At 59.0% G+C, this 23,376-nt stretch carries 21 protein-coding genes and 4 pseudogenes; 12 read left to right on the plus strand and 13 right to left on the minus strand.

Features of this window, described 5'->3' with window-relative positions; all coding sequences use genetic code 11:
• Positions 1-114: 114 nt before the first annotated feature.
• Entirely contained in the window at positions 115-1,560 is a 1,446-nt protein-coding gene (locus tag WN982_RS08400) for an IS1182 family transposase (protein WP_341315261.1), read from the minus strand.
• Between the two features lie 170 nt (positions 1,561-1,730).
• Positions 1,731-1,949: pseudogene (locus WN982_RS08405) on the minus strand (IS3 family transposase); the annotation flags it as partial.
• 328 nt (positions 1,950-2,277) lie between these two features.
• On the opposite strand from WN982_RS08405, the gene WN982_RS08410 reads away from it, so the two are divergent.
• On the plus strand, positions 2,278-3,588 hold the full coding sequence (locus WN982_RS08410) for a hypothetical protein (RefSeq protein WP_341315262.1): 1,311 nt from the start codon (positions 2,278-2,280) through the stop codon (positions 3,586-3,588).
• Between the two features lie 123 nt (positions 3,589-3,711).
• Here WN982_RS08410 and WN982_RS08415 read toward each other — a convergent pair whose 3' ends face one another.
• Together WN982_RS08415 and WN982_RS08420 are read right to left on the minus strand one after the other, a co-directional pair.
• Complete coding sequence (locus tag WN982_RS08415; RefSeq protein WP_341315263.1) at positions 3,712-4,926, minus strand: IS701 family transposase; 1,215 nt, start codon at positions 4,924-4,926, stop codon at positions 3,712-3,714.
• 323 nt (positions 4,927-5,249) lie between these two features.
• Positions 5,250-5,741, minus strand: a complete 492-nt coding sequence (locus WN982_RS08420) for a hypothetical protein (protein WP_341315874.1) — start codon at positions 5,739-5,741, stop codon at positions 5,250-5,252.
• Between WN982_RS08420 and WN982_RS08425 the strand changes: the two genes are divergently transcribed.
• Together WN982_RS08425 and WN982_RS08430 are read left to right on the plus strand one after the other, a co-directional pair.
• On the plus strand, positions 5,637-6,023 hold the full coding sequence (locus tag WN982_RS08425; RefSeq protein WP_341315744.1) for an SET domain-containing protein-lysine N-methyltransferase: 387 nt from the start codon (positions 5,637-5,639) through the stop codon (positions 6,021-6,023). The two genes, WN982_RS08420 and WN982_RS08425, sit on opposite strands and share 105 nt — an antisense overlap.
• Positions 6,023-6,235: a hypothetical protein gene (locus tag WN982_RS08430; protein WP_341315264.1), complete on the plus strand. Its 213-nt coding sequence runs from the start codon at positions 6,023-6,025 to the stop codon at positions 6,233-6,235. The genes WN982_RS08425 and WN982_RS08430 overlap by 1 nt, the downstream gene beginning before the upstream one ends.
• Before the next feature lie 629 nt (positions 6,236-6,864).
• Here WN982_RS08430 and WN982_RS08435 read toward each other — a convergent pair.
• The 7 genes and pseudogenes from WN982_RS08435 to WN982_RS08465 form a co-directional block, all read right to left on the minus strand.
• Positions 6,865-7,881 carry an alpha/beta fold hydrolase gene (locus WN982_RS08435; protein ID WP_341315265.1) on the minus strand — a complete coding sequence of 339 codons (1,017 nt, stop codon included), beginning with the start codon at positions 7,879-7,881 and terminating at the stop codon, positions 6,865-6,867.
• A 7-nt stretch (positions 7,882-7,888) separates the two neighbouring features.
• The gene (locus tag WN982_RS08440; RefSeq protein WP_341315266.1) at positions 7,889-9,598 is read right to left on the minus strand and encodes an amino acid ABC transporter permease/ATP-binding protein; all 1,710 of its coding nucleotides are present in this window, start codon (positions 9,596-9,598) and stop codon (positions 7,889-7,891) included.
• A gap of 59 nt (positions 9,599-9,657) precedes the next feature.
• Positions 9,658-10,509, minus strand: a complete 852-nt coding sequence (locus WN982_RS08445) for an ABC transporter substrate-binding protein (RefSeq protein WP_341315267.1) — start codon at positions 10,507-10,509, stop codon at positions 9,658-9,660.
• Between the two features lie 76 nt (positions 10,510-10,585).
• Positions 10,586-11,488 carry a polysaccharide deacetylase family protein gene (locus WN982_RS08450; RefSeq protein WP_341315268.1) on the minus strand — a complete coding sequence of 301 codons (903 nt, stop codon included), beginning with the start codon at positions 11,486-11,488 and terminating at the stop codon, positions 10,586-10,588.
• A gap of 139 nt (positions 11,489-11,627) precedes the next feature.
• A complete protein-coding gene (locus tag WN982_RS08455) occupies positions 11,628-14,003 on the minus strand; it encodes an acetamidase/formamidase family protein (RefSeq protein ID WP_341315269.1) in 2,376 nt (791 codons plus the stop codon).
• A 175-nt stretch (positions 14,004-14,178) separates the two neighbouring features.
• Complete coding sequence (locus tag WN982_RS08460) at positions 14,179-15,210, minus strand: acetamidase/formamidase family protein (RefSeq protein ID WP_341315270.1); 1,032 nt, start codon at positions 15,208-15,210, stop codon at positions 14,179-14,181.
• 289 nt (positions 15,211-15,499) lie between these two features.
• Positions 15,500-15,814: pseudogene (locus WN982_RS08465) on the minus strand (hypothetical protein); the annotation flags it as partial.
• An 82-nt stretch (positions 15,815-15,896) separates the two neighbouring features.
• Here WN982_RS08465 and WN982_RS08470 point away from each other — a divergent pair.
• A complete protein-coding gene (locus tag WN982_RS08470) occupies positions 15,897-16,751 on the plus strand; it encodes a DUF1571 domain-containing protein (protein ID WP_341315271.1) in 855 nt (284 codons plus the stop codon).
• 883 nt (positions 16,752-17,634) lie between these two features.
• Entirely contained in the window at positions 17,635-17,853 is a 219-nt protein-coding gene (locus WN982_RS08475; protein ID WP_341315272.1) for a hypothetical protein, read from the plus strand.
• Positions 17,854-17,985: 132 nt separating this feature from the next.
• Here WN982_RS08475 and WN982_RS08480 read toward each other — a convergent pair whose 3' ends face one another.
• Positions 17,986-18,675, minus strand: coding sequence for a hypothetical protein (locus tag WN982_RS08480; RefSeq protein WP_341315273.1), 690 nt, complete (start codon positions 18,673-18,675; stop codon positions 17,986-17,988).
• A 63-nt stretch (positions 18,676-18,738) separates the two neighbouring features.
• Positions 18,739-19,257 carry a hypothetical protein gene (locus WN982_RS08485; RefSeq protein WP_341315274.1) on the minus strand — a complete coding sequence of 173 codons (519 nt, stop codon included), beginning with the start codon at positions 19,255-19,257 and terminating at the stop codon, positions 18,739-18,741.
• 35 nt (positions 19,258-19,292) lie between these two features.
• Between WN982_RS08485 and WN982_RS08490 the strand changes: the two genes are divergently transcribed.
• From WN982_RS08490 to WN982_RS08520, 7 genes and pseudogenes are all read left to right on the plus strand, one after another.
• Entirely contained in the window at positions 19,293-19,496 is a 204-nt protein-coding gene (locus WN982_RS08490) for a hypothetical protein (RefSeq protein ID WP_341315275.1), read from the plus strand.
• Positions 19,497-19,506: 10 nt separating this feature from the next.
• Positions 19,507-19,884 carry a hypothetical protein gene (locus tag WN982_RS08495; RefSeq protein ID WP_341315276.1) on the plus strand — a complete coding sequence of 126 codons (378 nt, stop codon included), beginning with the start codon at positions 19,507-19,509 and terminating at the stop codon, positions 19,882-19,884.
• 463 nt (positions 19,885-20,347) lie between these two features.
• Positions 20,348-20,545: a hypothetical protein gene (locus tag WN982_RS08500; protein ID WP_063496100.1), complete on the plus strand. Its 198-nt coding sequence runs from the start codon at positions 20,348-20,350 to the stop codon at positions 20,543-20,545.
• A 515-nt stretch (positions 20,546-21,060) separates the two neighbouring features.
• Complete coding sequence (locus WN982_RS08505) at positions 21,061-21,273, plus strand: hypothetical protein (RefSeq protein WP_341315277.1); 213 nt, start codon at positions 21,061-21,063, stop codon at positions 21,271-21,273.
• A 55-nt stretch (positions 21,274-21,328) separates the two neighbouring features.
• Positions 21,329-21,664 carry a hypothetical protein gene (locus tag WN982_RS08510; protein ID WP_341315278.1) on the plus strand — a complete coding sequence of 112 codons (336 nt, stop codon included), beginning with the start codon at positions 21,329-21,331 and terminating at the stop codon, positions 21,662-21,664.
• A gap of 339 nt (positions 21,665-22,003) precedes the next feature.
• Positions 22,004-22,207, plus strand: a pseudogene (locus tag WN982_RS08515) (cold-shock protein).
• Between the two features lie 304 nt (positions 22,208-22,511).
• Positions 22,512-22,637: pseudogene (locus WN982_RS08520) on the plus strand (DUF2934 domain-containing protein); the annotation flags it as partial.
• Positions 22,638-23,376: the final 739 nt, after the last annotated feature.

The following is a 23,376-nucleotide window of genomic DNA, read 5'->3' on the forward strand; positions in this document are numbered from 1 at the left end:
TCGCACGTTTGGCGGTTTGCGTGTTGACAGTTCATTCGGCAACGGCGAACCGCTGAAGGGGTCTAACGCCCTTTAACTGGCGATTGCGAGCTTGTTTTTAAGGTCGATGGATACTCAGGCGCCCACCAGCCGCATCGCTTTCATTGTCCGCTTGAACCCGAGGATTCTCAGCACTCTCATGAGGTTGTAGGCAAGTACGTTCAGACTCATCTCGGTCCTCACGTTGGGCAGCCTGCGTGTCAGGAAGTGTGTGTAACCCGTCCAGTGCTTGAACGTCCCGAATACATATTCGACAGTCCGCCTGCGAACTGTCATCGCATCCGGCGTCCTGTCGAGCCGACGTTGGACCGCGTCCAGCACCGACTCATGTTCCCATCGGGTGATTCGGCGTTCTGTGCTCGGCGTGCATTGTGATTTCATGGTGCACTGAGGACAGGCACTGCTCCAGTAACGGCGCAGTTGCATACCGTGCTCTTCCCGGGTGAAGCGGTAGATTGCCCGTTCGCCAACTGGACATTGGTATTCGTCGTCCCGCGCAATGTAGCTGAAGTCTGCCCGGTCGAATCGGCCATGGGATTTCGCGCTTGATGTCGTGGGCTTCGGCAGCATGACTGCAACGTCGGCATCCGCGCACTCCTTGATCTGAGGCCCACTGTAGTAGCCACGATCGGCGACTGCCCGCAGTCTGGTCCTACCCATCGCATCGCGCGCAGCTTTCGCAATGGGACTGAACTGCGTCCGGTCACTGCCAGAATTTGTGACCTCGTGAGCAACGATGAGATGGTGTTTGGCGTCTACTGCCACCTGTACGTTGTAGCCCACCATTCCTGAGCCTTTGCCGCTCGTCGCCATGGAGCGTGCATCGGGATCGGTCATCGAGAGTTGGCCATCAGGCTGCGTCTTGAGTTGCTCCTTGATCTGATCGAGGTTTCTCATCTGCTCGCGTAAGCGCGCGATCTTGTCCTGCAAGCGGGTCGTCTTCGCTTCCACCTCAGCGGGTTGCGTACGATCGGCAGTCTCCAGCGCGTTCAGATACCGCTGGATGCTCTCCTCGATCTGCTTCTGGCGCTTATCGACCTTACCCTCTGTGAAGTTGCGATCGCGAGTGTTGACTGCCTTGAACTTGCTACCGTCGATGGCAACCAGCGCTTGCGAGAACAGCTTCAGTTCCCGGCACAGGACGACGAAGCGGCGACATACGTTGCGGATGCCAATGCCGTTATCACGACGGAAGTCCGCTATGGTCTTGAAGTCCGGCGCCAGGCGACCCGTGAGCCACATCAATTCAACATTGCGTTGGCATTCACGTTCCAGGCGGCGGCTCGACTGGACCCGGTTCAGGTAGCCGTAGATATAGATCTTCAGCAGCACGCCCGGATGATAGGACGGTCGACCTGTAGTCGACGGCATCGCTCCATCGAAGCCCAGTGATCCAAGCTCAAGCTCTTCAACGAACGCCTCGATGATCCTGACCGGATTGTCCCCGGCGACGAAGTCATCAAGGCATTCTGGAAGCAGCGTCACCTGCTTGCGATCTTCGCCTTCTATGAAACGCTTCATCCGGTCACCCAGGCTGAATGAGTTAATCCAGTTTAGGCGATCATGGCGTTTTCACACACCCTCGACCCAAAGCCGCCGGTGGCTTTTTCACAAAGCAGACACCCGTCAGCCGTCGCAAACCAATTGCGTTCATTAAAGTCAACAACGCCCAAGCGGCACGCCAGGTTGGTTATCTGCTCGGGATAAAGACCTTTTCGACGCCAATACTCAGCCAGCGCCGCTGCATTGAGCGGCGCGGTTTCCAGCACCACTGCAAACTTGTCCTCCGAAGACCAGCCTTCGAGGTTCTTCTCATCGCTCGGCACCACGATTCCTTCTCCTTTTGCCCTTCGGCGCCACGCATACAGCGTTTGCTCGGTAATCGCCGTTTCTCTGGCTAGCGCCGAAACCCGCCCGTGAATTTTCACGTGAACGTCATACAGAGACTCGCGGCTTAGAGTACGGATGACTCAGGGTTGGTCCTAGGCAACATCCCGTTGCATACGAACTATGCTGAATTTCGTCCGTTAAACCGTGGACGTGTAAAACAATTGATGTACGGCACGCCTTAATGCACCACATTAGAGCGGTGACGTCAGTAAAAGAATCTCTATGAGCGGACGCCGCCGTCTGCTGGCCGAATAAATGAAGTCCAATGCCTTGAGTTCACGAGACCCTGTGGGCAGCACGATACGTGTAGACAGGTATGGCGGAGCTTTGTAAACCGAGGAAATCAAAATGGCTATTTACGTCGGAATCTTGAACGACACAGTAAACGTCTACGACGACAACGCCAACGGAGATGCTGTGCCCGTCCGCAGTATTCACGGCCCCGGCACTGGGTTAGACGGCGTCACGGACATTGTGCTCGATTCTCTGGGGAATCTCTATGCGGGCAATGCCGCGAATAGCACCATTGTGGTCCACGCCCCCACCGCCGACGGCGACGCCGCACCGATCCGCATCATCGGCGGCGGCAGCACTGGCCTTGCGGTTCCCGGAAGTCTGGCTATCGATAGCGCGGACAACCTCTATGTCCTCAACACGGGGGGGATTCCGGCCAATAGAACTATTACTGTTTACAGCCCCGGTGCCAACGGCGACGTAGCGCCTATCCGCACGCTTACCGGGATTCAGATTGGCGGTGGTAACCTGAACGGGATAGCTATCGATAATTTCGACAATTTATACCTCTCCGAGGATATTCCTGAGAGTATCAGCATCTACCCTCCTGGAGCCAACGGTTCGGTCGCGCCGATTCGTACCATCAGCGGCGGCAGTTCGGGACTCGCTGTCCCCTCCCAGATGGCTTTCGATAGCCTCAACAATCTCTATGTGAGCGATGGAATTGACGTTCTTGTCTTCGACCCTGCGGCATCGGGTGGTGCCGCGCCCATCCGAAAGATTTCGGGACCGAGTACTGGAATCTCGGATGACTTCGATCTTGCAGTTGATGCAGCCGGCTTGGTCTATGTGGGAAACTTCCCGCCGGATTTTTCGGCTGGCAGCGTTACTGTCTATGCCGCGGGTGCAAGTGGTGACGCAGCGCCTATCCGCACGATAAGTGGCATTGATACGAAATTGGGGGTGCCGAGCGGCGGTATCGCCATAAGTAAGGAACCGGCAGCAACCACACAGGACAACTGGCGGTGGTGTGGCAAGTGCGAAGGCTTGTTCTTCGCTGGCGATACCACCTCGGGCGCCTGCGCCGCCGGCGGCGGGCACAACGATCGAGGAAGCAGCAACTACGTGCTGGCCCTTGCCCCGGCTGCTGGCCAGGACAACTGGCGTTGGTGCCATAAATGTGAGGGCCTGTTCTTCGCTGGCGATACCACTACCGGCGCGTGCCCTGCCGGGGGCGGGCATGATTATCGGGGCAGTGGCGACTATGTTCTGCCCGCCGCCCCAGGAACCGGCCAGGACAACTGGCGCTGGTGCCACAAATGTGAAGGCCTGTTCTTCGCCGGCGATACCACTACCGGCGCATGCCCTGCCGGGGGCGGGCATGATGATAAGGGCAGCGGCAACTACGTCCTTGCTAGTCACTAGTACGACTGTGTTAACAAATGTTCGTTAATTCGCCCGCAGCATGGGCATTTTTCGAAGCAAGCCATCAAGGCTGCGGCAAGTTCCAATCGCAATGTGGCGATGGAATCTGCCACATGACGCTGCTTACGCAGGGGCGCCCCGGGGCCGGAAGGCTTTGGGTAAGAGAGGCATTTCGCGGAGTAGCCGATCGGTTGAAGTTTTTTTTTGCACCGCCAAGCGCTCCGCAATGAGAAAGCCGTAAGCCGCTATGCACAGCGTCGCGTGGTGATGGAAACCGCGCCAACTGCGTCCCTCGAAATGCCCGAGGCCGAGTTCCTGCTTGAGTTCTTGATAGTCGCGCTCGATGCGCCAGCGCAATTTGGCGAGTCGCACGAGTTCCTTGATGGGCGTGTCAGGGGGCAGCGTGCTTAGGAAATACTTGCTCGGCTCGACTTCGCTCTTGGGCCACTCGACGAGCAACCATTGCTCATCGGAGAGTTCTCTTGCCTGTGCTTCGCGTGAGACGCAACGTACCCGTGTAGCCGCAAAACGTGACGACAAGGCGCGGTTTGTGCCTTCCCGCCAGGTGAGGGTGCGAAAGCGTCGAGTTGGCAATTGCATTGCCAACTCTTTCGCCTGCAGCGGCGCCTGGCCTTCCGATTGCAGGCTGACTGTGCCGGTCACCCCGACCACGTAGGTAAAACCCATCGCCGTGAGTTGCTCGCGAAACATCGTGTTCACCCCATAGCCTGCATCGGCCACCACCAACTCCGGCATCCCTTCACACTCGCCCAGGCTCTCCAGCAGTTGCAGGGCGATCGCCGGTTTAGTGGCGAACTCAATCGCCTCGGGCACTTTGCACTGATCGCGCCGTACTGGGTCGTCTGCCCAGCTTTGTGGCAAATACAGTTGGTAGCGCACCGGCAGACTGAATTGCTCGTTGGCCAACGAGATGCTGACCGCCACTTGGCAGTTGTCTTGCTTACCCAATTGCCCACAGTATTGCCGGGCCACCCCTACCGAATGCTTTCCCTTCTTCGGCAACCCGCTGTCGTCGATCAGCAGCGCCTCTGGTTCGCCCACTCGCGCACTGACTTGCTTCAGCGTACGAACGCGCACCGCATCGAGCACTGCTTGATCCGACCACGGCGCGTCGGCGACAAAGTGATGCAGGCGCTGATGTTCCGAACGTACCCGGGTGGGCGCCAGTTGCGCTGCCATCGGTTCCACACTTTTCCGCTTGACCGGTAGCAGCAATCCCGTGCAATAGCCACGAAACGGTTCGACACGATCAGCGTGCCCAAGCGTCTGTGCAATCAATGACACGTACTCTTCAAACCGTTCCGTTGAGATTCCCATCGCCACCCTCACAGGTCACTTGAAGATAAGCGAATAATGCCTTATTTTCTAACACAGTCGTACTAGGGCCGAGCCATCTATTGAGGCTTGTCATTGACGTGCTGCGTGAATCCGCAACTCGTCGGTGACTTCGCCCGGCCCGGTGATATCTGGAACTGCAACGCAAAACCTAACGCCTCTTCGCCGCCATGCTAGATCTGGCGCTTCCCACCTCTATCGATCCGTGTTCCCAATAGCTACCTTATCGCTTCGGCTCGAGCGCCCCGCCGAACGTCAGCTTTACGGACTCGTCGGTGAGCGGCTGCTAATGGCCGATCGGCGCGTTACTGCGTTACAGGACGCGCATCGTGCGCGTCATTGCGGAAGCCCGCGGGCAACGCGCGATGATCGAATCGCTCGATACCACAGGCAGGACCTTCGTGAGCACGGTGAAGTGGGTTAGCCTGCGTGAGCTGGGCAATCAGCTTTTCTGAAGCTGGATCTCTTCGCGGGCGATCGTCGGTCATTCCGGGATGCCTGCGGATCAGATACGTCGACTCTCCAGCTTCGATATGCCCGCCGGTGCCCGGACGTGGCAAACACGTGCTCATCCCATCACACTGGATGCGGAAATTTGCTGCTCGTATACTGGCGCTGACATCGGGAAAGGAACGAGTATGCGGCGCGTGATTGTTCGGCGGTCTCCAGTTCACGGCAAAGGCGTGTTCGCCATGCATGCGCTCGCGGCGGGCGAGCGCGTGCTTGAGTACAAAGGTGAAATCACCTCGTGGCGAAATGCGGTGCGCCGTCACCAACGTGAAGGCGTCGAAGGCCATACTTTCCTGTTCGGTCTGTCCGATGGGTCCGTGATTGACGGCAGTCGCGGCGGCAATAGTGCACGCTGGCTGAATCACGCTTGCGCACCGAACTGCGAGACTATCGAGGACGAGGGACGGATTTTCATCCACACGCTGCGGCCGATCGAGCCGGGCGAAGAACTGTTCATTGAATATCTGCTCGCCACTGACGATCCGCCGGATGAAGACGTTCGGGCGCAGTACGCGTGCCGGTGTGCTGCAAAAGGGTGCCGTCAGTCGATGCTGGCGAACGCGGCGTGATGGGTGCGACGCAGGAGGCGAAGCGAAAGATCGCTGTCTCCAAGAACGACCAAGCCACGAAGTTTCAGAATGACGACTTTGTCCGGATTGGCATGGATGCGGTTTTTTATCTCGATGTGCTAAAACCGGCGTTGCCAGAAGGAGAGACAAGCAACGGACCTCCCGGCGCCGGGTCAAAAAAACAGATGACGCTGGATCTCGACGATGTCTAGTGGCGTCGACGGCAGCGCCTCATCTGCCGAATCAGGAGAGCGGCCCTATGCAGAAGCGGGAATTCACACGAAAGAGGGTAGGGGATGCAAGTCTGACAGAACTGATGGACCGGCTTGAACTGGCGTTGACGGGGATGCCCGCTCGCGCCTCTGTTTTCAGAGCCCTGGCGGATCTCAATACGCGTCTCGACCCGACCGGTCAGAAAGCAGGTGTATCAGGAAGCCGATCTGCGTCCCCGCGACGTCAGCGTCCCAACGGCGTCGAATCTTTGTCACTGTTTTCTTGACCGTAGCCTTTGCCATCAGCTATCGATGGTATGTCTGCTGGGTAGTTTGAGTGACCGTTCGACAGCGTTTGCGACCTCCTTCGTATCCGGCAGCGATCGGCCAGGAGCGGTCCTTCAGAATCGGTTCAGGAACGTCCGTTCATGAGAGGCGAGCCGCCCTTCAAACGGCAATGGAGATCGGCGCACTAAACGAAGTATCTCGAACCTTGGACGCAAGATGGACTGGAGCGGCGAGCAATATTTATTCGCCCAGAATCAACTCGGGATCCTCGTTCTGCGCTTGCACCAAACCATGCGAAAGCAATCTGGCGCAAGTGGGACCGAGCGCAGAAAAACCGACCACTACGTAGCCAAAATTTCCCTCACCGCACTATCGATGAATTTAACGTCGACAGCATTGGCCGCAGGGCCGCCCGCAAAATGCCCCCAAACCGACTCAATAGGCCGCAACTGTGCATTGGGCATCTTCGAAACCTCATACTCACTATCTTCCGGCGGAAAATAGAGATCCGTGCGCCCAGGCATCACAATAGCCTTTGCAGTGATACTGCCCAACGCCCGATCGAAATCTCCCTTATAAAGCGAATTCGCGCAAATATCGCCGTACTGCCAGCTCCACATCATCGACAAAATATTGTTCGCGTCCTTCTTCAAGAAATCGCCCTCCCAGAACTGGGTAATAAAGTCCTCAAGAGAGCCATATCCCATCGCTTCCATGTCGAGCCGTTGACGCAGAAACGCCTGCGAAAATCCCCACCCGGCAAACACACGCGCAGCAGCGCGCATTCCACGCGTCGGCGGCGCGTCGTAGAAACCGTCCTTGAATTCTGGGTCCAACACCAATGGCGCCTTAAGCCCTTCGATAAACACAAAGTTGTGCCGCGAGCACCGCGCCGCCCCGCAGAACGGCAGAATGCGCTCGACCATTTCCGGATACATCGCGGCCCAATGGAACGCCTGCATCGCGCCCATCGACCAGCCAGTAACAAGCCTGAGCGATTCGATGCCGAACTTCTCGGTCACAAGGCGATACTGCATTGCGACGTTATCGTAGAGCGTCACATGCGGAAAGCGGCCACGATCGTAAGGCGGCGGATTGTTGTTTGGCGAACTCGATACGCCATTACCAAACATATTCGGCACGATGATGAAGTACTCCCGCGGATCGAGCCCCATGTGCTCGCCAATCAGCCATTCGTTGTCGAGATGGCTGCCGCTGTAAAACGTCGGATAGACAATCGCGTTGTCGCGCGCTGCATTCAGCCGGCCATACGTCTTGTAGCTGAGCAACATGTTTGGCAACGTTGCGCCGGACTGTAGTACGACGCGGCCGAGATCATAAGTTTCGAAGTCTGTCACTTGAGCCTCATATTTGATTAACGACGACGTTAAGGAATTTTCGGGTGCGCTCGTGAGTCGGGTTGTCGATGACCTGCTGCGGCGTCCCTTGCTCCACAACTTCGCCACCGTCCATGAACACGACGCGGTCGGCGACATCGCGGGCAAAGCGGATTTCGTGCGTGACCACGACCATCGTCATGCCGGCATCGGCCAGCCCGCGCATCACGCCAAGCACTTCACCGACGAGTTCTGGATCGAGCGCCGAAGTCGGTTCGTCGAAGAGCATCAACTTGGGCTTGATCGCGAGCGCGCGCGCCATCGCCACGCGCTGCTGCTGCCCGCCCGATAACCGATGCGGCAGAAAATCCGCATGCGCGGCGAGGCCCACGCTTTTCAACAGCTCCCGGCCGAGCGCTTCCGCTTCGGCGCGCGGCACGTCATAGACCTGCCGCTGTGCTTCAACGATATTGTCCAGCGCACTCAAATGACTGAAGAGATTGAAATGCTGGAACACCATGCCCACGCGCGCGTCGGCGCGTGCACGTGCGAGGTTGTGCAGGGGCCGCACCGTGCCGCCGCCACCCGGTACTTCGCGATAACCCACATACTGCGAATCGACCTTGATCGTTCCCCAGTCAAGCGGCTCGAGATGGTTAATGAGCTTGAGCAGTGTGCTTTTACCGGAACCGCTCGGGCCGAGGATGACGACCACTTCACCATACTCGATCGACAGGTCGACTCCGCGCAAAATCTCGCGCTTGCCATACGACTTCCAGATGTTCCTGCACGCGACAAACGGTTCATCGCGCTGTCGAGCCGTGCGACTTTCGGCAGGCAGCAGCGTACCGATCCATGCGTGAGCGTTCGCCTCCGGCTCTTTGGCTGCGAACGGCAAAACAATCGGTGCGTCGAGCGGTTTCACATCACGCGTCGATGCGCGCAGTCCGAACCACGAGAACGTGATCTTTCGGTCGCGCTCGTGATCGAAGATGCGTTCGAGCCACACCTGAAGCAATGAAATCCCGCTCGTCAGGAACAGATAAATCACCGCCGCCGCGCCGAAAACGGTAAAGAACTTGAAGTTCTGCCCGACGACCTGTTGCGAGCGAAACGTTAGCTCGTTGACGAAGATCACCGACGCGATCGACGTTAGCTTCAACATGCCGATGGTGTCGTTGGCGAGACCCGGGATCACCGCGCGCATCGATTGCGGCAGGATAATGCGGCGTAACGTCAGCAACGGTCCCATGCCGAGTGCGGCGGCTGCGGTCGATTGCGAACGGTTCACCGACAAGATCCCAGCACGAAACAGTTCAGCGCTGAACGCCGCCTCGTTCAATGCAAAGCCGATAACCGCAGTCGTGACTTCATCGAAACGCAAACCGATCAGCGGCAACGCGTCGAAGATGAACACGAGCTGCAGCAGCTGCGGTGTGCCGCGCACGAACCAGACATAACCCCACGCCGCTGAGTTCAAGGCCTTGAACCGCGACAGCCGCATCAGCGCAAGACCGAGCCCGAGCACTAGCCCGATTGACATCGCGATCAGCGTGATCTTCACCGCGATCCACGCGCCGCCGAGCAGAAACGGCGAGCCGACATAACCGGCCAGCTCCTTGAAACCGTCGAGCACCTGAACCCCATCGAGACCGGCGGCCATCGCCGGCTGCAATACGAACATGGCAACCATACCGAGGGCGCCGACGATCTTGTGTTTGATACGCAATGCCTTCATTTCCGAACCTGATCTATGACGCTACCGGCACACGACGCTGTGTGCCGCGCAGGCAGCCTTTATTGAGTAAGCAGTGTGGTAGGCGTTTCCAGCGACGGATCTACGCCGTACTGCTGAAAGGTCTTCTTCTGCGTCTGATTGGCCTGCATGATCTTGAGTCCATCGGACACGGCGGCGACCATATCGGCGTTGCCTTTTTTCACGCCCACGCCGATCTTCATGCCGCTCGTCACCATGAAGCCGCGCGTGTAGAGCTGTGGGTTCTGTTTCGCGAGACCGTCGACGAGCGCCAGGTCGTACATCATGACATCGGCGCGATGGCTTGAGACGAGGCGCGCGCCTGACGCGATATCGGCGGACGTCATGATGGTCACATCAGGCTTGCCTTGGGCTTTGCATTTGGCGGCTTGCGCTTGCGCCATCGTCAGTTCGACGGTGCCGATCCCTGCCGTGACGGTGAGGCCGCAGAGCCTGGAGATGTCATCGATCTTCTTGGGGTTGCCAGCCGCCACCAGACCGCCCGTGCCGGCCTGCATATATGTGACGAAGGTCGTTTCCTTCGCGCGTTCCGGCGTGTAGTACAGCAAGTCCCACATCACATCGATCTGTCCGGCACGCAGAGCGGGCAGCAGCCCCGGCCAGCCGGCAGTGAAGAATTCCGTCTTCACGCCAGCGCAGTCAAACACGGCCCGGGCCATGTCGGCATCGGCGCCGATGATCTTGTTGAAATCCTTGCTGTCACGAAACGCATACGGCGGCGACTCGGGGTCCACGCCGATCTTGATGGTCTTACCCGCAAGCGATGGATATTTCTGGGCCACCTTGGACGGTTCGCACGATTGCGCTGACGCGCCTTGTGCGAGGAGAAGGCCGGTGAGAGCGCATAACAGTAGCTTGACTGCCTTTGACATGAACATGGCAAATCCTATTGAGGTTGAACGAAATACGGGCGGAAGAGGCGGTATGGCGAAGTGAGAATGAAGTGATCTAATGGCCGAGGAAGTCCATGTGGCTTGCAATCGAACCCGGCGTAGTGACGCAGATCCGGCCTTCGTCGCGCGCGCGGGCAATATGTTCGAGCGCCCGCCGCAAGTGACACAAACGATGCGGCTGTCCCATCAGGTACGCATGCAACGCAATGCCCATCACCAGCGGCTCTCGCGCGGATTGCCGCAGCATTTCCTCGAAGTGATCAATCACTAGATCGGCGAACGACTTTGCGTCCATTTGGCGCGCAAGAATCATCGGGATATCGTTGACTTCTTCCGGATACGGAATCGCCCACAGCGGCTGACCGTTGCGCGTAAGCACGCGCGTGGGCTGATCGTCGTGACACCAGTTGAGCGTGTACTGGTAACCCGCTTCGGCCACCAGATCGCTGGTGACATGACTCTCCGAGAGCCACGGCGATAACCAGCCCGCTGGCTGCTGCGCGCTCTCGGCCGCGATCCGCTCGCGACATGCCACGATCAGCGCGCGTTCGTGGTCTTCTGTCAGCGTTCCTTGCCGTTCCGAATTCGTATGGCCGTGCGCGACGAGTTCATCGCCACGCTGAGCGAACGCGGCGACCAGCTCAGAGCAGTGATCGTAGAGCGCCGTGTTGATGATGGCCGCGGCCGGCAGCGCGAGTTCATCGAAGAGATCGAGGCAACGCCATGCGCCCACGCGCAATGCGTACTCACGCCACGCGTGATTTAGCACATCGGGTTCGGGCATCACCGGACCGATAGTCGGCCCCAGTCCTTCGCCAAACGCAAAGTGCTCGATGTTGAAGCCGATATAGACCGCTAGCCGGGAACCGTCAGGCCAACGATAAACAGGGCGGCCGTTGATCGGCGAATATTGAAAGCGCCCGTGGCCGGGCAACGCGCGATATGCGGGAGAATCCATGGTCCAATGAGTCCTGTCGAACGGCGCGTACGCCTGTGTTCACGTCAGAACCCATGGTAGGGAAGCCAAAATAGCCGCATCGAGCTTGCTGCGAACAAACTCTTGTACGCACGCGTATTGAAGGTCTCCACTCGCTACTTCACGCGGTGAAGAGCGACTTCCGGATGATCGCGTGCACCCCCCAGTTACCGTCTACCACCTGCGTCACGCCGAAGTCGACTGCGACCGAGATCAGCGAGATCGCCTCATCTTCTGAAAGGGCTTTGGTCGTCATCAGGAAGCGCCGTGTTTTGATGAACGCGTCGCGCATTGCGAGATCGAGAGTGGATTTTTCGTACACAGCGCTTTGCGCGCTCGTGCCGAACTCGGCCAGATAGTTCGGATAGCTGAAGCCGTGAAGAACCCATTCGTCGGCGGTTTCGACTAGCGGATAGGTGAGGTCCGCAAACACCTGCCTGCCAAGCGTCTCTTTCTTGTGAAGCACCAGTTGGAAGTCGCCAGTGAGCGAACACTCGATCGCGGTGCCGCACAGTTCTGAGTCTCCTTGCGATGCATGCGGGTCGCCAATGGAGAGCAGCGCGCCGGGCACCCCGACCGGCAAGAACACACTTGCTCCGCGCGTTACACGCCAGTTGTCGAGATTTCCGCCGAAGGTGGACGGCGGAATCGAATCGATCAGACCATCCTGCTGCGGCGCGACGGTGATCACGCCGAAGTGCGGACGCACCGGAATCTGGACGTTCTTCAGGATGTCGTGATTCTCGACTACCGTCGAATGATCGACTGGCACGCCAGGATAATCGATCGTCGGGTGCATCACGCCAAAGGGATCGCGCTGAGGTGTCCAGCGGAAGTTATAGACGGCGCGCGCGCAGGCGGTTTCGCCTGCGGTGGCGTCGGCATCAAGTTCATAGATGGTGACGACCTCGCGCGGTTTCGGCTCGGTCAATAACTCGCGATAGTGGAAGCCCCACCACGCCGCGGCATTGCTGCCGAACGCGCGGCCGGCGAATTTCGGATTGGCGCAACGGCGCGGGTGAATGTCGAGGATGCGCACTTCCAGCACATCGCCGGGTTCCGCGTCGTGCACGGCAATCGGTCCGGTACAGATATGCACGCCGAAGCCTTCTCCCGCGCCACGTCCATAGATGGACGCGTCCATTGGGCCCGCGCCGCGGCGGTTGACGTTCTTGCGCCCGGCGGTCCAGTGGAACACGCTTTCAGCGCCCGGATCTCCCTGCACCATGCGCTCCCAATCATCCGCCGCGTGTTGCGTGAGTGTTTCGATAGTTACCGTGTCGCCGCTGTTCAGTTCGAGCACGGGCTTGAGATCGTGACTGAAATAACCCCAGTGAATCGTGTTGGCCGTCGCGCGCAACAGATGATGACGCGGCTTGCCGGACTCACGCGGCGGTGGTGCCGAAGGCGCTTCAAGCTGGTCTGCAGAGGCGGCCTCGTCCGCAACTTCATGAACCGCACCCCGCTCGGCGAGCTGTGCATGCACGAGCAAAGTCCCGGCATTGACAGGCAAGCCGCGTGAGATTCGCCTCACGAGATGGCGCGCTAATTCAAGACTCGCTTCATGCCGGAAAGTGCGCGGCGACGCGCCATATTGCTCGCGAAACGCGCGGCTGAAATACGCGGGATCGTTGAAACCCCAGCGGAAGCAGACATCGGCAATCGAAAGCTTTTCATACAGCGGATTGACCAGATCCGCGCGGCAGCGCTCCAGCCTGCGTGAGCGCAAGTAGGTGGAGAAATTCTGTCCAACCGCTTCAAACAGCTTCTGCAGATAACGCGGCGAGACGCGCTCTTCTTTCGCTATCGATGTCAGCCCGAAATCGGGGTCAGCGAGATTGCCTTCGATGGTTCGACATACGCGCGAAAAGAGCGCGGCCTGAGATGGCGTGAGGCCACTGAAGCTGCCTTCCTTGTCGTGACCAGCGAGACTCGCGACCAGGAACTCCGCGAGCGCGAGTTCGAGGGGACGCAGCTCGTCGAGTGACAACGTCTCCACGCTTTCATTAATCGAGCGTAGAAAGCCGGAAAACACGTGACCGATACCGGCGTCTCCGGGCAAACGCCCGGCACGCAGTGAGAACGGTGTAAGAAGGCGTGCGTTGATGGCAGCGCGGGGTACGCGGATCAAGAACGCACGGAAGTCGGTGGTGAACGACAGGAGCGCTTCCTCGCGCGACGACGCATAAACAATATCGCCTGTAGCAACCCCCGCGCGCACACCGTCGGCGACGAGCGTCACGCCGCCGTCGAGATTCAGCACGACAACGAGACTGTCGGCGCCGTCGACCTTGAGCTCGATGGTTTGCGCGAACGCGGTCAGCGCGATCAGCTCAAAGCCGTTGCTCGACCTACGCGACTTGATGGTTCCATGCAAGTGGCGCGCGGCTGCTTGAGACGCGCCGCAGTGCAGGCCAAGACGGTCGAGCGCCTCGTTCCATGCTCGCAGGCGATCTACTTCGGCGTACGACTCGGTGGTGAAACGCTGTAAGTCCAACCCAGGCTCCCGGACCCTGACAAACGTCAGTCGAGTGATTCAAAGGCAATGTCCGTGCCATCGATAACAACGCCGTTAGCGCTGCGGCGCTGCGCTAGAACGGTGCGTAGACGCACCGCTACCGCGCTGCGCTACAATCGTGCGCGGACGCACCGTTGTAGCGCACACGCACAACTCACGCGCGAGGTTTTTTCTTCGGAGGAAAAATGCTGCGGGGGATCTTGCAGTGAATGCCCTGACGTCCATCGACGACTTGGGTCACGGAGAAATCCGCGGCGACGCTCATCAGCGAATACGCGTCGTCGCGCGACAGGCCTTGCTGCTCGGTGAGCAGTAACAACATATCGCGTGAAGCGTTTTTGGTCGCGATGTCGAGGTCTTCATCGAAGCCATGGACGATCCAGTAGTCCGGCGTTTCCAGCAGCGGTGAGGGAAATGTGAAGTCGCGCCGCAGCACGATCTGGAACATCACATTGAGCGACGCCTCGATCGCGGTGCCGCTGATCTCGCCATCGCCTTGCGATATATGCGGGTCGCCGATCGAGAACAACCCGCCGTCCACGGCGACTGGGTAATACATGGTGGAGCCCGCGCCGATGCGCCAGTTATCGATATTGCCGCCATGCGCGCCCGGCGGCACGGTGCTCACGCGGCCCGCCACATCAGGCGCGACGCCTGCCGTGCCCAGATGGGGGCGCACCGGCACGCGAATGCCTTCGAGCGCGAGTTCGCGGCAGCAGTCGCGAATCTCCGAGCGCTTGCCCGGCACGAGATATTTGCCGGGATAATCATACGCATACAGCGCGTGAGCCGTGTTCGATGCCTGATCGAGTTCGTAGATAGTGACGCGTTCCTTCTCGAAGTCGGTGAACAGATGGCCCCAGTGCGCCGCGAGATTCGAGCCGTAGTTGAAGCGCGGAATCATTTGCAGATAGCGCACCTCAAGCAGGTCGCCGGGCTTCGCGTCCTTCACGAAGATCGGTCCGGTCATCAGATGGACGCCGGGTTGACGATCGGATTCGGGAATCGTGTCGTAGAGCGCGCGCACCTTGTCATCCATCATGAGCTCGGGGGCGTCGCCTGCATGATGCGTGATCGCTTCGGCGCGAACGAAGTCGCCGCTCTCGACAATCAGTGCGGGCGCTAGCGCCGCGTCAAAATATCCCCAGTGAACATTTTTCTGGATGGCAGGCAGGTCGTGAAGCATGCTTTCTAAAGCTCCGTAAGAGTGTGCGATCGGTGCAACGCGACCGATGACAGATCGTACGGGCGACAGAATAGATACACTTGGGTGACTGCGTACAAAAGCTTGTGCGTGGACGAATCTGGTTGCAGTGTCACCCGGCTTACGAGCGTCTCAAGCCACAAGACAGGCCTTCGTTCGCCTCTCAGTTGATCTCTCTGACAGTAGGGAAACGAGCAGTCGGCATTTGTGAACGTCCGGTTTGCGGCACGCCGCAGACGCTCGCCACGGTGGCTCGACAGACTGTTCAGGGTCGTTCGCGGCAATAGAAAACCTTTCCCAGCGCAGTCTTCAGCTCCGAGCAATGACTATCGTGCAGGCGACGCTGTACGCCGCAGTCCATACAGGATCTACGCGACGCGCAAAAACGTTCGATCTGCTCGACAACGAACTCCTGCTGCACACAATTGAGCAATGACTTGCCTTCGGCGAGTGACAGTCCCACGTCTCCGGGTGTCTGGTCTTCGATAGGCCTGTGAAACCGCATGACCTCAACCCGCTTCACCACACTTGAATCGTGCTTGCCTCGCTGTCTTAACGAAAAATCGGCGAATCCGAGGTGCCACATGCTACGTGTCGCCAAGACGTCATTAAAGTCCCGCGTCGCAGGGTTCGCGAGGCTCGCATCTCTAGCGATCGCATCGGCTGCGATGATTGTCGCGCCGGGGCGTGCTGAGGACGCGCCGACACCGGCGGGCCATCCAGAGCCGGGAGATCAGTCACCCGTCGCGATCACACAGGTATCGAGTCTGCCTGTCGAGCGCCAGATAGTCTGGCTAAGCCACGCCGCCCGAAGCGGTGAGCTCGAACGATTGGACGACGCGCAACTGATCGAACTCTTTCGAACGCTCGCGCCCGACACGCTTTCTCGCTACGTGCAGACGGGAAGTGCGCGCTACCGGGAATACGAGTTCCAGACGTTCGGCCAACAGCGCGTGAAAGGCAGGTGGCAGACGAAGCCGGCTCACATGCTGGTCCGCTATCGTCAGGAGCCGCGACAAGTCTACGTTAAGTGGCTGGCTGACGGCAGGAATGCTGGGCAGGAAATGATTTATGACGAGAAGAAAGATCCGGACCAGCTTTACGCGCATCTGGGTGGGATCCTCAACCTCGCGTCCTTCTGGGTACCAATCGATGGCGCTCGCGTCAAGGCACAGTCGAACCACACCGTGCGTGAACTGGGCATAGACTATTTCACGGATCTGTTTCTGGCTGAGCTGAAGAAGTATCGCGCGGCTGGCGTCGAGAAGCCCTCGAAGATCGAGGTGCTGAACGATCATGGTGCGCGCGTAGTAGCGTTCACGTGGGAAACACCTACCGGACAGCCCGACTTCTATGCAAAGAAGGAGCGGCTCGGCCTCGACTTGCGGCAACCTTTTTTTCGCACGAGCGAAGCGTGGGACAACGATCTCGAACTCTTCGAGAAGTTTTCGTTCACGGATGTGACGCTGAAACGTTTCGACGATTCGGTATTCGATCCAAAGAATCCGGAGTACAGGTTCTGACGCGGCGCCGCTATCGGCCAGTGCGACGGCGGGAGAGCGGCTCGAACGCTTCCTGGCCGGCGAGCCGTATCGACTGGTGCAAAAGAAGCGAGATTAACCGAGAACATTCCATCGTATTCAAACATCAGGGTGTTACTCACCCAATCTGAACGGAACTTGCGATCAACAAGCAGGAACTCATCGATGCAGTATCGGCCATCAGCGGCGACAACAAATCGGCCACCGCACAGGTCATCGACGCCTTCACCGAGATCGTTGGCTACGCGTTGGCGAAAGGAGATACGGGGAACTTAAGGCAGTGCGCGGTCCGTGCATCAAGCGACCGTGGCCCGCAGGATAAGAGTGCGCGTCAGACAAAAAACGGCAAAAGCCGGCTTTAAGAGTCCTGGTACCATCCGGAGGCAGCTAGAGCCGTTCTGATGTGACGAACGCTCCTTTGCCGTGGAAGGCACGACTTCTCCACTTTGGCATATGCTTATCAGCGAAGGGCGAGAGTCGTTCATCACGTCAGAGCCAGTCGGACGACCACACGGAATTGAACAGGAATTCGCGCGTGAGGATCGGGCGCGAGATGCAGCGCGCGCTCCTGCCAGCAAGTTGCTTAAACAGTGTGAGTTCTGAATTGCCGCGTCGCCCCCTCCGAACCTCGACAACCGGCGAAGCGTCGAAAACGGCGATGGAGACAACCATGTGGACTTGCCGAAACTGCGATGCGCGGTTCGCCTTCGATGAGGTCGAGCCCCAAATCGACGAGGAAGGATTTTTTTTCATCTGTCCTGGCCGCGACTATCGGAACAGGTTGGTGGACATAGGTCGAGACGCAGCGGGGCGTCCGCAGCTTGTCCAGCGCGACAACGAGTAGAGCACCCTTTCGGGGACGACCATGAAGTTCGACTACAAAGAGTTCCACATCGACGCGTCGCCTCTCGATGAAGGCGGCCATTACTACGCCCGCGCAAAGATCTACTGGCGTGCCTCGGCGGGTGGAGATGCCGTCGAAGTGAAGTATTCGGGTCACCTCGGCGACTATCCCTCCGACGCGGGCGCTATCGAGGCGGCGCAGCGCTGGGCGATCCAGTGGTGCGACGCCCATGGCGCCTAGCCAGCGAGTTACGATCCCTCGAAAATCACGGTGGAGGCGGATATGGCCTACGAACTCACGCCGGGCAAGGCGCCCGGTACTCGTCAGCGGCGACGTGCATTTCTGGCTCACCATAGACGGTCGCATACAGCACTACGTTGTATCGCATGAAGCGCTTGAAGACCATTTTGGCGACACACACGGGGCCGCAGGTGATGGGATTGCCGCCTTTAATCGCGGACGCGAAACCATTTGCAACGTCGCCGCAGCAAAGCTGGGAAGCGCATCGGTGATGGATTCGGGTGAATTCATAGTGGTGGGGACGTTTGACTTCTGAATCGATCCTGTGCGCCGCCGAAACCCGATTACCCACCCCCGCCGATTGACATCCCATCGATAGCCACGTGCGGCGTTAGGGCTGTCCCACAGACGAATATAGTTGCCGCAGCAGGTGAAGGTGGGCCCAGACTCGCAGCCTTCCGCGGTCGCGTCCGCCTCGCTGATCTCCTGCAGTCGTTCGACGCGTACGACAGTCACCTCGAGGGCGATGCGTGAGGCCCAGCGCGGCACGTGGATCGACGGCGTCCAGCCGCCGCTTTCTTTCGCATCCAGTTCGAGGTATAGGGCCGGCGAAATTTCGAATTGCTCGCGCCCATCGTCGGCCTGATAGGCAACTCCTGCGTAACGGCGCGCTCCGTCCCGGCTCTCCTCGTAGCCGATCCGGTTGACTTCGTGCGCCTCGCGCACCCACAGCTTCTGACCTTCGGCATACGGACAGCAGGCAGCCTTCTGGTCGCGCGACTGCGCGTCCGGGACGCCGGTGGATTTGATGATGGGCCGCATCTTCGTCTTGCGGCCGTCGAGCAGCGTGCACCATTGAGCCGCTGAAAAGGATAGGGCGTTCCTTCATGCCACGATCCTCCAGTCCACTTTCCGGGATGCGCCATGGCTTTCAAGGAAACAAAAGGCAACAAAACTGTCGAGGCATGTGTGATACCGGCTCCCGGTGGCATGTTCAAGGGATACATCCGTGTCACGACGATGCGCGGCAATCATGTCATCGGGCAGACCATTGGGCGAGGCTGCGGGCGCCCGATGCCGACGGCCGAGGCAGCACTGGAGCTTGCCGAGTCTGAAGCGAGGCGGGTTACCGCTCTTTGAATGGATCTCTGGATTCAGCCTTGCGCGGCGTGCGCTGACCTTTACGGCCAGCCGGCCGCCACAAACCCGCACGACGAGCTGATGCTCAATGGCGCCGGCGACGTGAAGGATGCGCGCATTGAGAGCACTACACCTGCGTGCGCTGCTGCGGCGCATTTGTGCATTCTCGGCGGGCCGCTGGCGCGACAGATCTGGATGCTCGTGAACGCGGGGCAGCACTGATTCACCTGCGCCGGAGAGCCGGGTTACGGATAGTTCCTTCATGCTAGGATTCCTCGAAAACTCCGAGAGAAACCTTCATGGCCAGCCACAATTTCTCGTACAACGAAGTCAACTACAGCGTTTACGTGACCCAACAAAAGGATGGAAGGTGGGACTGGGCATACACGTTGACCAAGCCGCCCATCTACTGGAAAAACCCAGAGGCGCCTGCGGGAACTCCGGAGCAGGCGATCGAAGAGGCTCGCGTCGACGCGGAGCGCCGCATCGACGCGATGAAATAAGCCGTCGAAAATGGCCCGTACCATCGGGCACGGCTTCAATTCGGCCGCCTCTGCGGCTCGTCTCGCGTTGCCGGTCATACTAATTTCTTCGGACTTCATCATGGAGGCGACCATGGCATCTCACCTGTTTCATGAGTTCAGTGAAGACGAACGAGAGGACGCGGAATCGATTGCTGCAAGCCATGGCTTTGACATCGTTGAGTTCGACATCTGCGACGAAGATCAATATCCCGCCGGCGGCGCAGTCGGCCCGATTCGTCGGCAAGTCACGGTTACTCGACGAAGCAACGGCAAGGTTGGCATTTACGATGCCGGTAATGGCACCGCGTGGCATGCCGGTTTTGAGCGTAACCTGGCGGCCGGAGAATTCGGTGACAGTTCGGTTTAGCGCGACCGCGTTATCCTTGGTGACGCTCCAGTAGGACGCGGACAGAGGCGTCGCGACGGCATTGTCACGGTAACTGGATGTGCAGGTAGAGTCAGACGATGAAGAACCCGAAGCCGCTCTATCACCGCCATCGCTTTCCGCGCACCGTCATCAGCTGGGCAGTGCGCTGGTGGAGGCCTTCCATGTTCACAAGCGTTCGCACCGGATTCCTCCTGCTCAGCAGTGGCAGCAGCCGACGTTTACCCGCACACTGTCCCAACGGGCATGGGCATCTAAAAAAAATACTTGTCCCACATATTGATCGTTGGCCAGAGACAGCATAAAGTGAGTTCCTCTGCGTGCGGCACGCACCCAGTCGGCACAGACGTCTCGCATCCGTGATCGAAGGGAGATCCGGCTCGCAGCGGGACGGCAACAGATCAGGTTCCCAGCGAATGCAGCCCCTATAAGCCAGGAGACGAAGATGCTGAGTCCACATGAATTCGCAACCCTGATGCTGCTCAAGGACGCTCCAGACCCAATCGACCTGGACCGTGCGGATCTCGAAGCCCTTCTGGAACGCCAACTCGTCACGCTGGAACAGCTCGCTCACGGGCAACAGCGACCTCTCATCACCATCAATGGTTACTCGGTTCTCAAGGCGGCTGCGCGAGTCCGGTAAGTGGCACTTGCGTCAAACGCTGTTTCGCGCGAATCGAGACCACGTTGAGCGGCGCATCGAAGTCCGGCAGGCAAGCCGGCTGGCGGGCATCGAGCGCCGCGAAAACATGAAGGTCGCCTGCCAGGGTAAATGAGCCACGTCGTCGAGAAGGAAATGGCCGGCCCGAACGCCGCCGGGCCCGGTGATCCGGATATCCGGGCGCCGGACTGACGGATCATTCCAGCAGTTGTTGATGTTCGTTAATTGCTAGCCATGTTCACAGCATTTGCGAGCGAAAGAAGGGCTGCGTCTCGTGCCCAATAAGGCTCACCGGCTACAACGTGCGTGTGGAGTCAAAATATGTCGAGTTAACACTGGTTTTAGCGGTCGCGTGTTTACCGCAGAATGCTCCTTCGGCATGAAATCCCAATACATGGGCTGCTGCGCGGGCAAGCGACCGCAGCGAAGTCGTGCCGTTGCAGTGACGCGCCACAAACACTTCGGCGTGGACGAAGAAACGTGATGGAGACAACGCAATGACGGCGGCCGTTTCGACGTTACATCGAGGTTACCGACTTATCGCAAGAGCATGTCCCGCACACAGTGGACTGCATGCCGCAGACCTTGTTATCGAGAAGCCCGGCCGTGCGCCGGAGACGTTCGCTGCTCTGGACTACTTCTTTGACGACGAGCAGGCGTTGAGGTATGCGACCCGCTGGGGACGTATCTGGGTCGACCTGCATGCCTGAGGTCTGCGTCACGCGTCAGCGCCGTGATACGCAGGGGCAAACAACGGAGAATCGAATGCGCGATGTGCCACATATCGAACCGTCGTCCTACATCCATACCGAACAAAGGCTCAGGTTTCTCGCGCGCGACGCCCAGAATCCCTGCGCCGCCATCGTCTACTGGTTAGGAGCGACCGAGCCGTCGCGCGAGTCCAGCTTTTTCGATGCCATGCAAAAATTCGGCGCGCTGATGCAACTGGTTCTGCCTGACGAGCGTCCAGGCGTCTTCGTAAAACGCGATGCCGTTCAGAGCGTTACGGATTTTGGAACCGTGAAGCGACTCGTTTTCAGGGACGGCTCCGCTCTGGATGTTCGATATGCCGGGCCGTGTAGCGACCTGTGCGACGAGTGAACCGCGCAGCCATGCCTGCAGTTTGTCCCGAGACAGTCCGCCGCGGTCACGCGCTGGCGCCGGCCTGCGTAGCCCTGGACGTAACGAGCCGTGAGTGTTGCTGCTGACGACGCATCCCGGCGCACCCGCGAAGGGTACTAGCGCACTATCGAGCGGTCCGACCCGGCGTTTTACCGGGATTGACCCGCGTAGCACAGCAGACTACAACTTCACTGCCGAAGCCCCGGATAGCGGTCAGGCACCGCGATTGAGCCAGGGCACTCGCGGCATCTGTTGCAATCGATGTACGGCTCACGCGCACCGGATTAAGCGCGCTCGTCAAATTGTACGGAGCGGATGATGGCAACTGGAACAGTGAAGTGGTTTAACGACTCGAAGGGTTTTGGATTCATCACCCCGGACGACGGCTGAGAAGACCTGTTTGCCCACTTCTCGGAAATCAGCGCAGCAGGTTTCAAGACCTTGCAGGAGAATCAGAAGGTCAGCTTCGACGTGAAGACGGGTCCAAAGGGCAAGCAGGCCACAAATATCAAACCGGTCTAGGGAAAAGTCTGCATCGTTGAATCGCACGATGCCCGGTCCGCCTGGCGTCGTACTTTCAAGGCGGAGTCGTGCGAGCGCGCCTGGTGAAAGAGTGGCGTCCCGGCACCAAGCGTCGAAATCCGGCATCAAACACGAAGCCCAGCACCAGCCTGAGGAGCTGCACGCAAATGCCAATCGCTTTGATGCGTTCGCCGGACTGGGTATTTATGCTCGCGCGTCGGCTCTTCCGCGTTCCGCCGTCGAAAAGGTATGCCGAGCGACAACATGCGTAGCTGTTCGTGAATAATCTACTGGAGAGACTGCAATGGACAACGTTTCGCGGGAAGAGAAGATTCGTGTGCGGGCGTATGAGCTCTGGGAAAAAGACGGCGGACCCGAGGGACGCGCCGACGAGTATTGGGAGCAGGCCCAGGCCCAGATAGACGAAGAAGAATCCGCGGCCGACGGGAGCGGAACTGACCCAAAGAGCCGGCTGCCCAAGTGAGGGAAGCCGGACGCTGAGGAGGAGCCCCGCCGTCGACCGCCCAGCGGAGCCATAACTCTTGCAGGCGAACCGTTCGGCGGCGTGATGCACGAGGCGCGTCCTGCCGTTGTCGCTGCGCGCCGACCCGATGACGTGCCGGACGCTATCCGGTTTCTTCACGCTACCGCGTAACGCTCCTGACCGGAATTCGACCTTGCAAATTACACAGGACGCTCCTGCAACAGCACCGCTGTCAGTAGGCCTTCTTCATGCCGCCGCTACCGGAAGCAGGTGCATCCATTCCTCCCTTCTTCTGCATCTTGGGGTTATCGTACTTGTGCGACGTGAAAGTCGCGTAGTTCGTTGTTTCACCGCCGATGTTGGGCGGTAGGAAACCGGGCGTTCCGTCGCCCGTAGTCTATCGGTGCATGCGGGACTGGCAACGGCCTCGTGTGGAGCCGCCGAGACAATGTAGCCCGGCGCAAGCCACGCTGAAGTCGTGAGACCGAAGTGCCTCTGCGAGTGTCGATGCGGAGGGGGCGCTAGACTGGATGGCAAGGTTAAGGAATCTGAATCGCCGATAAACATCGTCATTACCAAAAGGCCAAAGACACTGACAGGCCTTACCCAAAACGGGAATGTAGCAGGTCTGCTCCTTAAGTACTGGGGCAGCACGGACAAAATGCTACCGGTGAAAAGGCGGAAC

Origin of the sequence: Paraburkholderia sp. IMGN_8 (assembly GCF_038050405.1) — a bacterium.
Lineage (GTDB): Bacteria > Pseudomonadota > Gammaproteobacteria > Burkholderiales > Burkholderiaceae > Paraburkholderia.

Coding starts and splice junctions, on each gene's coding strand:
- WN982_RS08475 (WP_341315272.1), top strand. CDS start 17,635: ATGAAGTTCGACTACAAAGAGTTCCACATCGACGCGTCGCCTCTCGAT.
- WN982_RS08440 (WP_341315266.1), bottom strand. CDS start 9,598: ATGAAGGCATTGCGTATCAAACACAAGATCGTCGGCGCCCTCGGTATG.
- WN982_RS08460 (WP_341315270.1), bottom strand. CDS start 15,210: ATGCTTCACGACCTGCCTGCCATCCAGAAAAATGTTCACTGGGGATAT.
- WN982_RS08490 (WP_341315275.1), top strand. CDS start 19,293: ATGGCCAGCCACAATTTCTCGTACAACGAAGTCAACTACAGCGTTTAC.
- WN982_RS08495 (WP_341315276.1), top strand. CDS start 19,507: ATGGCCCGTACCATCGGGCACGGCTTCAATTCGGCCGCCTCTGCGGCT.
- WN982_RS08500 (WP_063496100.1), top strand. CDS start 20,348: ATGCTGAGTCCACATGAATTCGCAACCCTGATGCTGCTCAAGGACGCT.
- WN982_RS08510 (WP_341315278.1), top strand. CDS start 21,329: ATGCGCGATGTGCCACATATCGAACCGTCGTCCTACATCCATACCGAA.
- WN982_RS08445 (WP_341315267.1), bottom strand. CDS start 10,509: ATGTCAAAGGCAGTCAAGCTACTGTTATGCGCTCTCACCGGCCTTCTC.
- WN982_RS08400 (WP_341315261.1), bottom strand. CDS start 1,560: ATGAAGCGTTTCATAGAAGGCGAAGATCGCAAGCAGGTGACGCTGCTT.
- WN982_RS08410 (WP_341315262.1), top strand. CDS start 2,278: ATGGCTATTTACGTCGGAATCTTGAACGACACAGTAAACGTCTACGAC.
- WN982_RS08480 (WP_341315273.1), bottom strand. CDS start 18,675: ATGCGGCCCATCATCAAATCCACCGGCGTCCCGGACGCGCAGTCGCGC.
- WN982_RS08470 (WP_341315271.1), top strand. CDS start 15,897: ATGATTGTCGCGCCGGGGCGTGCTGAGGACGCGCCGACACCGGCGGGC.
- WN982_RS08430 (WP_341315264.1), top strand. CDS start 6,023: ATGGGTGCGACGCAGGAGGCGAAGCGAAAGATCGCTGTCTCCAAGAAC.
- WN982_RS08425 (WP_341315744.1), top strand. CDS start 5,637: ATGCATGCGCTCGCGGCGGGCGAGCGCGTGCTTGAGTACAAAGGTGAA.
- WN982_RS08485 (WP_341315274.1), bottom strand. CDS start 19,257: ATGAAGGAACTATCCGTAACCCGGCTCTCCGGCGCAGGTGAATCAGTG.
- WN982_RS08450 (WP_341315268.1), bottom strand. CDS start 11,488: ATGGATTCTCCCGCATATCGCGCGTTGCCCGGCCACGGGCGCTTTCAA.
- WN982_RS08420 (WP_341315874.1), bottom strand. CDS start 5,741: ATGGCCTTCGACGCCTTCACGTTGGTGACGGCGCACCGCATTTCGCCA.
- WN982_RS08505 (WP_341315277.1), top strand. CDS start 21,061: ATGACGGCGGCCGTTTCGACGTTACATCGAGGTTACCGACTTATCGCA.
- WN982_RS08415 (WP_341315263.1), bottom strand. CDS start 4,926: ATGGGAATCTCAACGGAACGGTTTGAAGAGTACGTGTCATTGATTGCA.